At 43.5% G+C, this 16,729-nt stretch carries 9 protein-coding genes; all 9 read left to right on the top strand.

What is annotated here, in order from left to right; genetic code table 11:
• Nucleotides 1-58 precede the first annotated feature (58 nt).
• Complete coding sequence (pepN, locus tag AB4517_RS00310; protein WP_372147671.1) at nucleotides 59-2,665, top strand: aminopeptidase N; 2,607 nt, start codon at nucleotides 59-61, stop codon at nucleotides 2,663-2,665.
• Nucleotides 2,666-2,884: 219 nt separating this feature from the next.
• Nucleotides 2,885-3,103, top strand: coding sequence for a DUF2835 domain-containing protein (locus AB4517_RS00305; RefSeq protein ID WP_004733645.1), 219 nt, complete (start codon nucleotides 2,885-2,887; stop codon nucleotides 3,101-3,103).
• Between the two features lie 228 nt (nucleotides 3,104-3,331).
• Nucleotides 3,332-8,173: an NAD-glutamate dehydrogenase gene (locus tag AB4517_RS00300; protein WP_372147669.1), complete on the top strand. Its 4,842-nt coding sequence runs from the start codon at nucleotides 3,332-3,334 to the stop codon at nucleotides 8,171-8,173.
• Nucleotides 8,174-8,503: 330 nt separating this feature from the next.
• Nucleotides 8,504-9,514 carry a quinone-dependent dihydroorotate dehydrogenase gene (pyrD, locus tag AB4517_RS00295; protein ID WP_017063847.1) on the top strand — a complete coding sequence of 337 codons (1,011 nt, stop codon included), beginning with the start codon at nucleotides 8,504-8,506 and terminating at the stop codon, nucleotides 9,512-9,514.
• A gap of 206 nt (nucleotides 9,515-9,720) precedes the next feature.
• Entirely contained in the window at nucleotides 9,721-10,269 is a 549-nt protein-coding gene (locus AB4517_RS00290; protein WP_017063848.1) for a cell division protein ZapC, read from the top strand.
• Between the two features lie 507 nt (nucleotides 10,270-10,776).
• On the top strand, nucleotides 10,777-12,897 hold the full coding sequence (rlmKL, locus tag AB4517_RS00285) for a bifunctional 23S rRNA (guanine(2069)-N(7))-methyltransferase RlmK/23S rRNA (guanine(2445)-N(2))-methyltransferase RlmL (RefSeq protein ID WP_017059679.1): 2,121 nt from the start codon (nucleotides 10,777-10,779) through the stop codon (nucleotides 12,895-12,897).
• A gap of 25 nt (nucleotides 12,898-12,922) precedes the next feature.
• Entirely contained in the window at nucleotides 12,923-13,183 is a 261-nt protein-coding gene (locus AB4517_RS00280; RefSeq protein ID WP_019823251.1) for a glutaredoxin family protein, read from the top strand.
• Nucleotides 13,161-15,077, top strand: coding sequence for an ABC transporter ATP-binding protein (locus tag AB4517_RS00275; protein WP_017059678.1), 1,917 nt, complete (start codon nucleotides 13,161-13,163; stop codon nucleotides 15,075-15,077). Before AB4517_RS00280 ends, AB4517_RS00275 begins: the two co-directional genes overlap by 23 nt.
• Before the next feature lie 9 nt (nucleotides 15,078-15,086).
• Nucleotides 15,087-16,729: DUF3466 family protein (locus AB4517_RS00270; RefSeq protein WP_372147667.1), on the top strand; the 1,643-nt coding region annotated here is incomplete at its 3' end.

Below are 16,729 nucleotides of genomic sequence, written 5' to 3'. Positions count from 1 at the left end.
ACCTTTAGATATATACAGTTAAAAAATAATTACGTATAACGATCAAAAGGAACCCGTCATGGCACATACACCTCAAGCCAAGTATCGTAAAGATTATCAATCACCATCTCACACGATTTCTGAAATCGATCTTACTTTCGATTTGTACGACTCAGCATCCATTGTTACGGCTGTTTCTAGTGTTAAGCAGGAGAAAGACAGCACGACATTAGTACTTGATGGTGAAGGCTTGAAGTTGGTTTCTGTTTTGGTTGAAGGCAACGAATGGACTCAGTACGAGCAGTCTGAAACTCAACTTACGCTGAATGACCTTCCAAAAGAATTTACTCTAACCATCGTTACCGAAGTTAACCCTGAAGGGAACAGTGCACTTGAAGGCTTGTACAAGTCGGGTGGCGCGTTCTGTACTCAATGTGAAGCTGAAGGTTTCCGCCGTATCACTTACTACATGGATCGCCCAGATGTGTTGGCGAAATTCACTACAACGGTAATTGCAGACAAAGCAGAGAACCCATTCTTATTAAGTAATGGTAACCGTGTAGATGAAGGTGAAGGTGAAAACGGTCGTCATTGGGTGAAGTGGCAAGACCCACATCCAAAACCAGCGTACTTGTTTGCTTTAGTAGCGGGTGACTTTGATGTACTTCGTGACGCATACACTACACAATCAGGTCGTAAAGTTGACCTAGAAATCTTTGTTGATAAAGGCAATCTAGACCGTGCGAGCCACGCGATGGTTTCTTTGATTAACTCAATGAAGTGGGACGAAGAACGTTTCAATCTTGAATACGACTTAGACATCTACATGATCGTAGCCGTTGATTTCTTCAACATGGGTGCGATGGAAAACAAAGGCTTGAACGTATTCAATTCGAAGTTCGTTCTAGCAAACGACCAAACTGCAACGGATACAGATTACCTAGGTATTGAAGCAGTAATCGGCCATGAATATTTCCACAACTGGACAGGTAACCGAGTGACGTGTCGCGATTGGTTCCAGTTAAGTCTGAAAGAAGGCTTAACGGTATTCCGTGACCAAGAATTCTCATCTGATCTTGGTTCTCGCGCAGTAAACCGTATTAACAATGTACGTATCATTCGCGGTCCACAATTTGCAGAAGATGCTAGCCCAATGTCTCATCCAATTCGTCCAGAAAAAGTGATAGAAATGAATAACTTCTATACTTTGACCGTGTACGAAAAGGGCAGTGAAGTGATCCGTATGATCCACACATTGTTGGGCGAAGATGGTTTCCAAAAAGGCATGAAGCTGTACTTCGAACGTCACGATGGTACGGCTGCAACATGTGAAGACTTCGTCGCGGCAATGGAAGATGCGTCGGGCGTTGACTTATCTCAGTTCCGCTTATGGTACAGCCAGTCTGGTACGCCGACGCTGTCTGTTGAAAGTAAGTACGACGCAGAGAAGAAACAGTACACGTTAACAACTCGCCAAGTAACAGCGCCAACTCATGAGCAAACGGAAAAGCAGGCTCTGCATATTCCTCTTGATATCGAGCTGTACACAGCTGCGGGTGAAGTTGTTGAGTTACAATGTAACGGTAAGCCAGTTCATAATGTATTAGATGTGAAAGAAGCAGAGCAAACGTTCGTGTTTGAAAACGTTTCTGAGCAACCGATCCCATCATTACTTCGTGAATTTTCTGCGCCAGTGAAATTGGAATATGACTACTCAGATGAAGAACTGATCTTCTTGATGGTGAATGCTCGCAATGAATTCTCTCGTTGGGATGCGGGTCAAATGCTATTAGCGAAGTACATCCGCAGTAACGTGGAGAAAGTTCAGCAGGGTCAAGCGTTTGAGCTTTCTGATTCTGTTGTTGATGCATTCCGTGGCGTACTGCTGAGTGATTCACTAGAGCCTGCGTTTATTGCAGAAATGCTTTCTCTACCAAGCCACAATGAAGTATCGGGTTGGTACGAGCGCGTTGATATTGATGCGGTCGCATCGGTTCTTAACTCAATGAAAGTCACACTAGCTGCAGAACTTGAAGACGAGTTAGCGGCGGTTTATCACAGCCACGCACTAACAGAATACACGGTCGATCACGATTCGATTGGTAAGCGTACTCTACGTAAAGTTTGCTTAAGTTACTTAGCTCATACTGGGCAGGGTAATGACTTGGTTGTTGCGATGTATCAACAAGCGAATAACATGACAGATACGATGGCAGCAATGGGCGCGGCAAACAGTGCACAACTACCATGTCGTGAAACCTTGATGGTGGATTACAGTGACAAGTGGAAACACGATGGTCTTGTTATGGATAAGTGGTTTGCATTGCAAGGTACAAACCCAAGTTCAAACGCACTTGAAGTGATCAAAGCGTCGATGTCGCACCAGGCGTTCAGTTTGAAGAACCCGAACCGTACCCGTAACTTGGTCGGTTCATTCTTAAACATGAACCCGGTTCAATTCCACGACAAGTCTGGTCAAGGCTATGCATTTGCTGGCGAGATCTTACGTGAGCTAAACAGCAGCAACCCACAAGTGGCTTCACGTCTGATTGACCCGCTACTTAAGTTCCGTAAGTACGATGATGAACGTCAAGCTCTTATCAAAAAAGAACTAGAGACGTTAAAGAACATGGACAACCTAGCAAAAGACTTGTTTGAGAAAGTGACGAAAGCACTAGAGGCTTAAGTCAGCGCGCATTCAGGTAACTGTTTGCTAATAAGCGGTTTACTAATAAACTGTTTGCTACAACGAAAGGTCATCAGTGGTAGAGAATATCTGCCACTGATTTTTTGTTTCTGGTTCATCGAATTTTCGATAAGCTAGAGCAGCTTCAAGTTCAGTTTCACCGTCAGACATCTAAAAGTGCCAAAAAACACTGGCACTGTATATTTATACAGGTATCGTATGAATCGCTATATTTTCCAACTTAACATCTCATATCAGCAGTTTTTGGCCAGCTATTCTGGCGCCGCAAGTAAAGTTCAAGTGATAACAACAACAGGTTTACGCTTACAGTTACCTGCAACTCGGTTCAGACCATTTCTTACACAAATAGGGGTTAGAGGGCAGTTTAGGCTGACAACTGACCAAAAAAATAAGTTTATTAAGTTAGAAGCTCTGTAAACCTTGGCGTGCCTAGTGAGTTAAAAGGAATCTTAATCACATAATCAAACATTTCACCTCTTACCACCTCCAAAACAATTAACCATTTGTCAATAATGCTTTTACAATAAATGAATGCATTACCTTTGCTTAACTCGTTAGTAGAAAAGAGCTCAACGGCACGTTTCAAACACCAGATTAAGTGATCCCCCTAATAATAAAATATAATTCTAATTGTGGAGTGTGACTATGACCGCACGTGAAACTGTGGTTCCAGTTTTACTTGAAAAAGTTTACAAGCTGATTCAAGACAAACTTGACCTTGCTCATCGACCTCTCGTAACTCAACTTGCTCAACACTTGTTTAGTAACGTTTCTCACGACGATCTGACTCAGAGAAACGAATCCGATTTATACGGTGCTGTAGTTAGCTTATGGCATCACATCAATGAAAAGAAAGCCGACGAAATCTCTGTACGCGTTTTCAACCCGACGGTAAGTCGTCAAGGTTGGCAGTCTACTCATACTATCGTTGAGATAGTCGTTCCAGACAGCCCATTCCTTGTTGATTCCGTAAAAATGGCACTTACTCGCCTAGACCTTTCTTCTCACCTTATGCTTCATAACCCAACACAAATCTCTCGCTCAGATAAGGGCAGTGTTGTCGGTGTAAGCAATAACGAAGGTGCATTCCAATCGCTTTTCCATATTGAGGTTGACCGTCTTAGCAGTAAAGCTGAAATGACAGCTCTTAAAACGGAGCTACTGGATATCTTTACCGATACTAGCTTAGTTGTGAACGATTGGTTGAAGATGGTAGAACGACTTGAAGAAGTAACCAATCAAGTAGAAAAGCAGAAAGAGAGCATTCCTGTAGATGGCCAACGTTTTGATGAAACGTTGGCGTTTCTTCGTTGGTTAGGTGAACACAACTTTACATTCATGGGTTATAAGGAATATGACCTAGTTTCAGTTAACGGCGACACTGAACTGCAACCGACCAAGGAGCAAGGTCTTGGTTTGTTTGCGAACTCAGATCGTGTACGTAACGTTAAGCTATCTGAGTTTTCTGATTCGGCACGTCTTGAAGCGAAAAAGCCTTATGTGCTTATCGTAACCAAGGGCAACACGGCTTCACGCATTCACCGCCCAGCTTACAACGATTACATTGGTATTAAGAAGTTCGATAAGAACGGTAAGGTCATTGGTGAGCACCGCTTTACTGGTCTTTACACATCTGCCGTTTATAACCAAACCGTTGAAACGATTCCTCTTGTTCGCGAGAAAGTAGAACGTATTTTGGATGCGAGTGGTTACCGTGAAGGTTCATACTCTTACAAAGCGCTGCACAACATTCTTGAAAACTACCCACGTGATGAACTGCTGCAAGCTCGAGAAGAAGAGCTACTAGAAGTCGGTACGGGCGTAGTACAAATGCAAGATCGCGATCTCCTGCGTTTGTTTGTTCGCAAAGACCCGTTTGGTCGTTTCTTTAGCTGCATGGTTTACGTAACAAAAGATCGTTACAACACTGAGCTTCGTCGCCAAACACAGCGCATCTTGAAACAGTACTTTGGTTGTAAAGAAGAGGTTGAATTTACAACGTACTTCTCTGAAAGCCCGCTAGCAAGAACGCACTATATTGTTCGTGTTGATAACAACAACATGGATGTGGACGTGAAAACAATTGAGCAAAATTTAATGGAAGTATCGTCTACGTGGGATGACCGTCTGTCTGAATCTATCATTGCAAACTTCGGTGAAAGCAAAGGTCTTCCATTGTCGAAAGAGTACATGCGTGCATTCCCACGTTCGTACAAAGAAGACATGATGCCAGGTTCTGCTGTTGCCGACATTGAACGTTTAGAAGCGCTAAGTGAAGACAACAAACTGGGTATGCTTTTCTACCGTCCTCAAGAAGAAGCGGCAGATTCAAAAGCCGTTCGTTTGAAGTTGTTCTACCACAGCGATGAGCCAATTCACCTTTCTGATGTTATGCCAATGCTTGAAAACTTTGGCCTACGCGTTATCGGTGAATCTCCATATGAAGTGCGTAAAACCAACGGTGTGACCTATTGGATCCTTGATTTCTCTATGCTGCACAAGAGCGATAAGACCATTGATCTTCGTGAAGCTCGCGATCTTTTCCAACAAGCCTTTGCGGCAATCTGGGCGGGTGAGTTAGACAGCGATGGTTTCAACCGCTTAGTACTTGGCGCTGGTCTTTCTGGCCGTGAAATCTCAATCTTACGTGCTTATGCTCGTTACATGCGTCAAGTTGGTTTCCCATTCAGCCAACAATACATTGAAGACACATTGTCTCATTACCCAGAATTAGCGAAAGGGCTAGTGAGCCTATTCGGCAAGCGTTTTGACCCGAAACTGAAGGGCAGCGTAAAAGGCCAACAAGATCTTATTAAGAAGATCACTGAACAGTTGGATCATGTAGAAAGCTTGGATGATGATCGTATCATTCGTCGCTACATGGAAATGATCACTGCAACGCTTCGTACTAACTACTACCAAGTAGACGAGAATAAGCAGTCTAAACCTTGGTTGGCTCTGAAAATGAGACCAAGCGAGATTCCAGATATCCCTGCGCCGGTTCCTGCGTTTGAGATCTTCGTTTACGCACCAGACATTGAAGGTGTGCATTTACGTGGCGGTAAAGTAGCACGCGGTGGTTTACGTTGGTCAGACCGTCAAGAGGACTTCCGTACTGAGATTCTAGGCCTAGTTAAAGCGCAACAAGTTAAGAACACGGTTATCGTACCGGTTGGTGCTAAAGGTGGTTTCGTTTGTAAGCGTCAACACATGATGTCTGGCCGAGACGAGATCTTTGCTGAAGGTCAACGTTGTTACAAGCGCTTCATCCGTGCATTGCTAGACGTTTCAGACAACATCATTGAAGGTGAGGTTATCCCACCTAAGAGCGTTGTTCGTCACGATGAAGATGACCCATACTTGGTTGTTGCAGCCGATAAAGGCACCGCGACATTCTCAGATCTAGCGAACTCAGTAGCTGAAGAGTACAACTTCTGGCTAGGTGATGCGTTTGCATCGGGTGGCTCTAACGGTTACGACCACAAAGCCATGGGTATCACGGCGAAAGGTGGCTGGGAATCGGTTAAACGTCACTTCCGCGAAATGGGTATTAACTGTCAAAGCACAGACTTCACTGCCATTGGTGTGGGTGATATGGCGGGTGACGTATTTGGTAACGGTATGCTGCTATCTAAGCACATTCGCTTGCAAGCTGCGTTTAACCACATGCACATCTTCATTGACCCGAATCCAGAATCAGCATCAAGCTGGGTAGAGCGTGACCGTCTGTTTAATCTGCCTCGTTCAAGTTGGGAAGATTACAATAAAGACCTGATTTCTCAAGGTGGTGGCATCTTCTCTCGCCGAGCGAAGTCTATCTCTTTGACACCTGAAATTCAGAAAATGCTGGGTACCAAGAAAGCATCAATGGCACCAAACGACTTGATCAAAGCGATCTTGTCTATGAAAGTTGATCTACTTTGGAACGGCGGTATTGGTACTTACGTTAAGTCTTCTAGTGAAACTCATACCGATGTGGGTGACCGTGCAAATGACGTGCTACGTATCGATGGCCGTGACCTGAAAGCTAAGGTTGTTGGTGAAGGCGGTAACTTGGGTATGACTCAATTGGGTCGTATTGAATACGCTCTAACGGGCGGTCGAGTTAATACTGACTTTGTCGATAACGTTGGTGGTGTAGATTGCTCGGATAACGAAGTTAACATTAAGATCTTCTTGAATGGCTTGGTGTCTAATGGTGATCTTACCGTTAAGCAACGTAACCAAGTTCTTGAATCTATGGAAGATGAAGTAGGTGAAATCGTACTAGACGACGCTTACTGCCAAGCTGAGTCTATCTCTGTTACTGAGCATCAAGGTGTAGGCTTAGTGAAAGAGCAAATCCGCTTTATCCACACAATGGAAAAAGCCGGGTACTTAGACCGTGGTTTGGAATACATCCCAGATGACGAAACGCTGCTAGAACGTGAGAAGCAGGGCCAAGCACTAACAAGACCAGAGCTATCAGTATTGATCGCTTACGGTAAAATGGTTCTAAAAGAAGATCTTGTGAGTGATGACATTGCGAATGATGAGTTCCATGCTCAACAACTGATGCAATACTTCCCAACAGAGTTACGCCGTAACTACTCCCAGCACATGGATAACCATCCACTTCGTGCAGAGATCATTGCGACTGCGCTTGCTAACCAAATGGTTAACGAGATGGGCTGTAACTTCGTGACTCGCTTGCAAGAAGAGACGGGCGCGAACATTGTTGATATTGCGAATGCTTACGCGGCATCACGTGAAATCTACGGCCTGGGTAAGGTATTGAAGAGCATCCGTGAACTGGACAACATCTCAAGTTCTGAAGCTCAATACGAATTGCTTTACCATGTACGTCGTACGCTTCGTCGTCTAGCACGCTGGTTGCTAAGAAACCGTACCGGTAAACAGTCAGTGAATGCATTGATTGAGCTTTACCAAGGTGATGTCGTCGCAATTACTGAGAAGCTGGATGAAAACCTAGTGGCTTCAGAAGTAGAAGAGCATCAAGCAATGGCTCAAGTATGGATTGACCAAGGTGTAAACGCTGAGCTGGCTAATTCAGTGGCTCGTTTGTCTAGCCTGTACTCAGCACTGGATATATCTACAGTGGCTCGTGAAACAGGTAAAACAGTACAGCAAGCGTCTAAGCTTTACTTCAACCTAGGCGACCGTTTGTCACTGCACTGGTTCTTGAAGCAAATCAATGGCCAAGCTATAGACAACAACTGGCAAGCACTGGCGCGTGCAGCATTCAGAGAAGATCTGGATTGGCAGCAACGCCAGTTAACTGGTCAAGTACTTAACTGTGGTTGTGCTTCAGATATCGATGTGATTAAAGCGCTTGATGACTGGATGGAAAGTAACTCTGTTTCTCTACATCGTTGGGAAAGCATCCTAAACGAATTCAAAGTAGGTTCTGTTCATGAGTTTGCTAAGTTCTCAGTAGCATTGCGTGAATTGATGCTGTTGAATCTAAACTGCATGTCAAAAGACTAGTTACTAGATAAGACGAAAAAGTATAAGGGCAGGCCACAAGGTCTGCCTTTTTCGTTTCGGTAAAGTGGAAACAATAGGCCTAACGACTTTTGAAGAACAAACTTCGACGCAAACGTTGTTTGTTGTTAAGTGACCTGATGGCTGTACTAAGGTTGAGATTAGAAATGGCTTAATAACTTGAAGAAACGATAACGTTTGCTTAATAATGAACCTCATTCGTTAGCAAACTTGATTATCTTACCCTTACAGACAGTAATAGATTGAATAGTTGGGTAAATAAGTAAATAATAGCGCCCCGTTTACACGGGGCTTTTTTCTATCGGAGGCACAATGCTTTACCGTCTAGCCAGAACTGGCTTTTTCCAACTTGATGCCGAAAAGGCACATGATCTTGCAATTCAAAATTTCAAGCGCTTCACAGGCACACCTATTGATCTTTTGTATCGCCAACAATTACCTCACCGACCTGTAGAGTGCATGGGTCTTACTTTTAAAAACCCAGTTGGCCTTGCTGCTGGCCTAGATAAAAACGGCGAATGTATTGATGCATTTGGCGCAATGGGTTTTGGTTTCGTAGAAGTAGGAACAGTGACTCCACGTCCGCAAGCGGGTAACGACAAACCTCGTTTATTCCGTCTTGTTGAAGCTGAAGGTATCATCAACCGCATGGGTTTTAACAACCTAGGCGTCGACAACCTTGTTGAGAATGTTAAGAAGTCGAACTACGATGGCATCTTAGGCATTAACATTGGTAAGAATAAAGATACACCAATTGAAAAGGGCGCTGAAGATTACTTGATCTGTATGGAGAAGGTATATCAATACGCTGGTTACATTGCTGTGAACATCTCTTCACCAAACACTCCAGGACTTCGTTCTCTACAATACGGCGAAGCTCTAGACGATCTATTGTCTGAACTTAAAACGAAACAATCTGAACTGGAAGAGAAGCATGGTAAATATGTTCCTCTTGCTCTTAAGATTGCTCCGGATCTAAGCGACGACGAAATTCGCCAAATTTGTGAATCATTGATCAAAAATAAGATCGATGGTGTGATCGCAACAAACACAACATTGGATCGTTCAATCGTTGAAGGTATGAAACATTGTGATGAAGCGGGTGGCCTAAGTGGACGTCCTGTTCAATCTCGTAGTACTGAAGTAGTTCGTAAACTTCACGAAGAGCTGGGTGACAAACTGCCGATCATTGGAGTAGGTGGTGTTGACTCGTATGTTGCTGCAAAAGAGAAAATGATGGCGGGCGCGAAGCTTGTACAGGTTTACTCTGGTTTCATCTACAAAGGCCCAGGCCTAGTTGGCGACATCGTTAAAAATCTATAAGCTGAAAATTGCTTTTATTTTTGAAAAGCGACAATCTGGCATCGTCTTACTAAAAGAGACACTGTAACTCACTGAGTTGTAGAGAAAAGCGATAAGAAAGAGGAATTCATTTCCTCTTTTTTTTTGCCTATTGCTCAGTAAAATTACTGTAATTGAAGGTAATTTTGCGTTTTACCTAATGGAATGGTTCAACAGTGTGAGACGAAATGATGCTTAAACCTAGCGATACATGGAGTTGGTATTACGATGAGCAGCAATGTTCATTAATGCTAAACCTCGGAGAGGATATGATTTTCAAAACGAATCTGGTCCGCAATAAGCTGGTGGACTGCGCGTTTCGAGATAATGAATTCACCGTTGATGACGCATCTTCATACCAAACCTTCAAAGAACAAATTTCTGGCTTAGAACTGTCTGAGCCTCGTCAAGCTGAATTAGCACTCTATTGTGTGGCAGCAAAGCGTTTCCATAAGCCTGTACAGCCTAAGAGTTGGTTCTTCGACTCACAAGGTACTGGCCATGAATATCCTCAAGAAGGGGATATTGTACAAATGAATAACGAGCATAGCTTAGGGTATTTCATTGTATTAGAAGTGGGAGAGTGTGCGAGCCTATGTGCATTTGTTGACCTAGAAGAGTTCCTGTTAACGCCTTCAAAAGGACTGCGATTTGGAGACTCAATCAAGGTGATGCACGATAGAATGGTAGACGCGAACGCTATCCTTCATCAGACACACATAGCGATGGTAGGTTAACCTCTAATCTAGCACATCATTTCAACCACGCATCGCAGCACACAAACGTATAAACCTTCCTCAGAATCGGCTCATTAGCCGATTTTTTTGTGCCTAAAAAACCTCATCCTGATAAATACATCACGGCTTAACCATTTAAATAGTGAACTTACGACTATTTTTTCACCTTAATTTCTGCCCGTTTTCATCGCCAGAAGAGTAAATCTACCGTCTTTATTCCCTGTTTTTGGTCTTTTGTAGCTAAATTTCATCCATAAATCTCCTTTGGTATATACCAGTTTTGAGGTGAATATAAATTCACATTGCTACTTTGGTTAATAAGTGGTCAGAAATGAAGTTGGTTTGATAGGTCTTATGTTCTAAGGGGATGTGGGTAAGCGATCGCTTCAAGACTGTGCATTTGCTAGCCAGTTAGTCGAAAGATTCAATGAAAAGACGTGTTTAGTGTGATGCTCTAGTTACAAATTCAGGTATAATCGAACTCATTTTTATCAATAAAAGAACACTATGAATCAATATCTAGCGGTTACCTCAAACGGCCTTGAGAATTTATTAGTTGAAGAACTAACCCAACTAGGGATTACAAACGCAAAACCTGTTCAAGCAGGTGTTAAATTCAAAGCGACCAATGAGCAAATTTATCGTTGTTGTTTGTGGAGCCGTTTGGCTTCTCGATTTGTACGTGTCCTTTCTGAATTCACTTGTATGGACGACATGGATTTGTACCTATCAACCACTGCGGTTAACTGGGTAAATCAATTCCATAGCTCTAAGCGTTTTGTTGTTGACTTCAATGGTACGAACAACGAAATCCGTAATAGCCAATACGGTGCGATGAAAGTAAAAGATGCCGTTGTTGATTGCTTTGAGAAGAAGTCTTTACCTCGTCCTTCTATTAGCAAAGAGAACCCAGACATTCGTATCCACGTTCGTTTACACCGTGATAAAGCGATTCTTGGTGTTGATATGGTAGGTAGCGGTCTTCACCAACGTGGTTACCGTCCTGAATCAGGTCGAGCACCACTACGTGAAACTCTTGCTGCCGCGATTCTTCTTCGTAGTGGTTGGGACGCAACTAAGCCTTTCCTAGATCCAATGTGTGGTTCAGGTACGTTAGTGATTGAAGCGGCGATGATGGCTGCAAACATGGCTCCAGGTGTTAAACGTCAGAAGTGGTGTTTTGAATCACTAGAAGATTTCGAACCAGAGCTATGGGCTGAAGTGAAAGCTGAAGCGAACGTTCAAGGTCGTCGTGGTGTTAAGAAAGTGGAATGTAAGTTCTATGGCTACGACAATGATGAACGTATGATCAAAACAGCGCGTGACAATGCTCGTCGTGCCGGTGTTGAAGAGTTGATTGAATTCGAAGTAGGCGATGCTGCAAAGCTTAAGCGTCCTACAGAGTTTACTGATGGTGTGATTGTTTCTAACCCGCCTTATGGTGAGCGTTTAGGTACCGAGCCGGGTCTTATTGCACTTTACACAGCATTCGGTGCACAGCTCAAAGCTGAATTTGGTGGCTGTAACGCATCTATCTTCTCTAGCTCAGACGAGCTACTAAGCTGCTTACGCATGCGTGCAGATAAACAGTTCAAGTTGAACAACGGTGCGTTACCGTGTCACCAAAAGAACTACTCAATTTCAGATCGTCCGATGTCAGAGCGTCCATCAGGCGAGCAAGAACAATTGATTGCACCTGATTTCGCGAACCGTCTTAAAAAGAACATCGGTAAAATTGGCAAGTGGGCTAAGAAAGAGCAATTAGATTGTTACCGTATCTACGATGCGGACTTACCAGAATACAATGTAGCGATTGATGTATACCCAGGTCACCTTGTGATTCAAGAATACGCAGCGCCTAAAGATGTACCGGAAGAGAAGGCAAAACGTCGCTTAACCGATATCATCCGTGCTTCTATTCAAGTAACAGGCGTAGAAGCAAACAACGTTGTGCTTAAAGTTCGTCAGAAACAGAAAGGCCGTTCTCAATACCAGAAATTGGCTCAAGACTCATCGAACTTAGAAGTGAACGAGTATGGCGTTAAGCTGATTGTTAATCTTCATGATTACCTAGATACCGGGTTGTTCCTAGATCATAAGATCACTCGTCGTCGTATCGGTGAGATGGCCGCAGGTAAGGATTTCCTAAACTTGTTTGCTTATACAGGAAGTGCATCTGTTCATGCTGCTGTGGGTGGTGCTCGTTCTACAACTACTGTTGATATGTCTAATACCTACCTAGAGTGGGCGAAAGAGAACATGGAGCTTAACGGTCGTGTTGGTCGTCAACATCAGTTTGTTCAAGCTGACTGTCTACAATGGCTAGCTAAAGAGCAGGGTTCTTATGATCTGATCTTTATCGATCCACCTACGTTCTCTAACTCAAAGCGTATGGATCAATCTTTCGATGTTCAACGTGATCACATTCAGCTGATGGAAAACCTTAAACGTCTTCTTCGTGAAGAAGGCACGATTGTGTTCTCTAACAACAAGCGTCACTTCAAAATGGACTTGGAAGCTCTAGATGAGTTAGGTCTTAAGGCTCAGAATATCTCAGCGAAGACACTTCCATTGGACTTCTCTCGCAATAAGCACATTCATAACTGCTGGTTGATTACACATAAGTAGTTAAGAGATCGTATAAGGATATAGAGTGCTGACTCTCTACAGTACAGAAGGGTGCCATCTATGTGAGATGGCATTCCAACTCACGGAACAGTTAAACATTAGCCATCACGTCAACGTTGTTGACATTGCATTTGATGATGAGCTCTTTTCCCGTTACGGGGTCACTATTCCGGTGCTCAAATTTGAAAGCTCTGACCTTTCTCAAAGCTCAGAGCTTAACTGGCCATTTGGCTTGTTAGAACTTAATGATTGGTTAAAGAAGAATGGCATTACTTACAATTCATAATGGGCAATTAGCGTTTGGTGATCACCCATTATTAGATCGTGCGGACTTCGTGCTGCAAGAAAACGAACGTGTATGTTTAGTAGGGCGCAATGGCGCTGGTAAGTCGACATTGATGAAAATCCTATCTGGAAACATCATCATGGACGACGGTAAGATGCAAATCACGCAAGATGTGGTTGTGTCTCGTCTAGAACAAGATCCACCGCGTAATGAACAAGGTACAGTTTATGACTATGTTGCTGGTGGCCTTGCTGAAATCGGCGAACAGCTGAAGATCTATCATGATCTTCTGGATCTCATCGCGACAGACCCAAGTGAAAAGAATCTAAACCGCCTTACTCGCGTTCAAGAACAACTGGATCATGCTAATGCATGGCGTTTTGAAGATCGTGTAAGTAACGTATTGGCAGCACTTAAGCTGACTGCTGAAACCAAACTGACAGATTTGTCTGGTGGTTGGCAACGTAAAGCGGCACTTGCTCGTGCGCTTGTATGTGACCCTGACGTGCTTCTACTCGACGAACCGACTAACCACTTGGATGTTGCAACCATTGAATGGTTAGAGGGCTTCCTGAAAGACTTCCGCGGTTCAATCATCTTTATCTCGCATGACCGTGCGTTCATTAAATCGATGGCAACACGTATTGTCGATCTTGATCGCGGTAAATTGAGCTCTTTCCCGGGCGATTACGAAAATTACCTTGTTGAGAAAGAAGAGGCGCTTCGTGTTGAAGAAATGCAAAACGCTGAATTCGATAAGAAGCTTGCTCAAGAGGAAGTTTGGATTCGTCAGGGTATTAAAGCTCGTCGTACTCGTAACGAAGGCCGTGTACGTGCGCTTAAGAAGCTACGTGAAGAACGTTTGAACCGTCGTGAAGTGCAGGGCAAAGCGATTATCCAAATCGACGATGGCCAGCGTTCTGGTAAGATTGTATTTGAAGCAGAGAACATTAACTTTGGCTTCGAAGGCAAAGAGATTGTTAAAGATTTCAGCTTCAACATCATGCGTGGTGATCGTATTGCTCTGATTGGTCCTAACGGTTGTGGTAAGAGTACGGTACTTAAGCTGCTTCTTGACCAGCTTAAGCCTGATTCAGGTCGTCTGCATTGTGGTACTAAACTTGAAGTGGCTTACTTCGACCAATACCGCGAAATCCTAGATCCTGAGAAGTCTGTAATTGATAACCTAGCGGATGGTAAGCAAGAAGTGACAGTAGGCGGCCGTGAGCGTCATGCACTAAGCTACTTACAAGATTTCTTATTCTCACCAAAACGTGCTCGTACTCCTGTTAAGGCACTATCAGGTGGTGAGAAAAACCGTCTGTTATTAGCTCGTATCTTCCTTAAGTCGAACAACTTATTGATTCTCGATGAGCCAACCAACGATCTAGATATCGAAACTTTGGAACTTTTAGAAGATTTGCTTGCCAACTATCAGGGTACGCTTCTTTTAGTGAGCCACGATCGTCAGTTTGTTGATAACACGGTTATGACAAGTTGGATCTTCGAAGGTAACGGTGTGATTGAAGAATTTGTTGGTGGCTATCACGATGCTCAACAGCAAAGAAAGCAAGCATTAGAGTACCGACAGGTTGAAAAGCCATCAAAGCCTGAGAAAGTAGTTGAGGAAACTCCCAAAACTGCGCCAGTTAAGGCTAAACCTAAGAAGTTATCGTATAAGCTACAACGAGAACTAGAAGCGCTACCAATGCGTTTAGAAGAATTGGAAACTCAAATTGAAACTCTTCAGGAAGAAGTCAACGATCCAAGCTTCTTTTCGAAATCTGTAGAGCAGACACAACCAGTATTAGATAAGCTATCTGCAGCAGAGCAGGAGCTTGAAGTTGCTTTTGAGCGCTGGGAAGAGCTCGAGGCACTACAACAGGAAAGTTAAGAAGTAATAATGACTTGTACTAAATTTAAATTAACTACAGTTGCAGCCCTAGTTTTGGCGGCAACTCATGCTAACGCAGCGCTTTACAAGGTCGTTGAAGTCACTCCTTCAATTACAGGTGCCTCTGAAATCTATGGTGTGGCGATTCAACCTGGTGTTGCGACAGACGGAACGAATGAGTTTGCGTTAGGTTGCTTCGATTCAGCTGCAACCAACTGTACCGATAGTGCATTTAAACTTGCTGGTGAGACTCGCGATACGCTTGAAGCGGTAAGTTATCGTGAAGAAGTACCATTCGCAATGGATGCACCATTTCAGTACATTCAAGAGCGTGATGATTTCGAAAACTATTGTTATCGAGAGCTGAGATATTCTACATGTGAAAGTTGGGCTGAAAACCGTTGGAATGACACTTGGAGTAAGGAAAGAAATGACCTTACTCATGTCAATGCGAAAGCCTTTGTTGAAGGTGGCGAAACCTTTGATAGCCGCAATACGGTAATTAACTCGCTTTATATAAACGATGCCGATGAAGTTGAGCCTTTGGGGGTTAAATCTGAAGGTGGTATTCGTAATAACGCGATGTTCACAACTACACCAAATGGGCCAACAGGCACTTCGGAAACTCGTGCATGGCACGCTATCAAAGCAAGTAACGACAAAGTTTACAATGTAGGTAGTGTATCTACGGAAGGAGCTAAAACGGATACGTCAGATACAACGTTTAGTTCAAAGGCGGCTATTTGGGATGGCACAATAACGAAAGAGATCGACTGGATTAGATCTGGTAACGCTCAACAGGGCGATTATTTTGCCCAAGGCAGCATGCGTTCAATTGTTGAATCGGACTCTCTTTTTTATGGTGTAGGCTATAATACTGCTGATGGAAACGGCGATCTACAAGATATGAATGCAAGTGTCTTTGTGAGTACTTCACTCGATCTCGCTACGGCAACGTGGACAACTACACAAATTAGCGGTGCAGAGGTTAAGTCTGGTTCATCTAACGATGATGCTAGATACAGTAACTCAGTAGCAACCGATATTAACGACAACTTGTTTGCAGTTGGATATTCAAAACGTAACGGTTATGTTCCTGAAAATGGTAGTGCCGGTAATAAGCCTTTTATTGTAACGGATGCTAAAAACCCAACAGCAACGTATTTGTCTGGCGGTATCTTCTTCAGTGGCTCAAGCGGTGAAGCTAAAGCGGTAAATAATTACAATGAACTTGTTGGCCAGATCGATGCGGAAACGACGCGTGAAGTCGATGGCAGCGAAAGAAGACATAGAGGCTTTATTTACCCTTACGATCTCCCGTCTTCAACTGATGAACGCCGTGTTGATATTTTTGGTGGTAAAGCATGGTGGTTAGATGACTTAACAAATGATGGTGATGCGTCTAGTCACAATAACCAATTTAGAATCATTGATGCGACGGATATCAATGATGCTGGCGTGATTTCAGCAACGGCTATCAAATGTACAGTCGACGGTAATGATAAGCCTTATGACACAACATCACACAACTCATACTGTGGTGGTGCCTCATCTAACGCAGTCGAAAAGGTTGTAGCTGTTAAGCTTATCCCAATCAAGGGAGCAAGGTATGACACTGGCTCTGACATTGATAGCGTAGTAACTCGTAGCAC

Source organism: Vibrio sp. 10N.222.52.C3, assembly GCF_041474195.1.
Taxonomy (GTDB): domain Bacteria; phylum Pseudomonadota; class Gammaproteobacteria; order Enterobacterales; family Vibrionaceae; genus Vibrio; species Vibrio crassostreae_C.
Note: the sequence above shows the minus strand (reverse complement) of the source record. Positions and strands in the feature narration are given on the sequence as shown.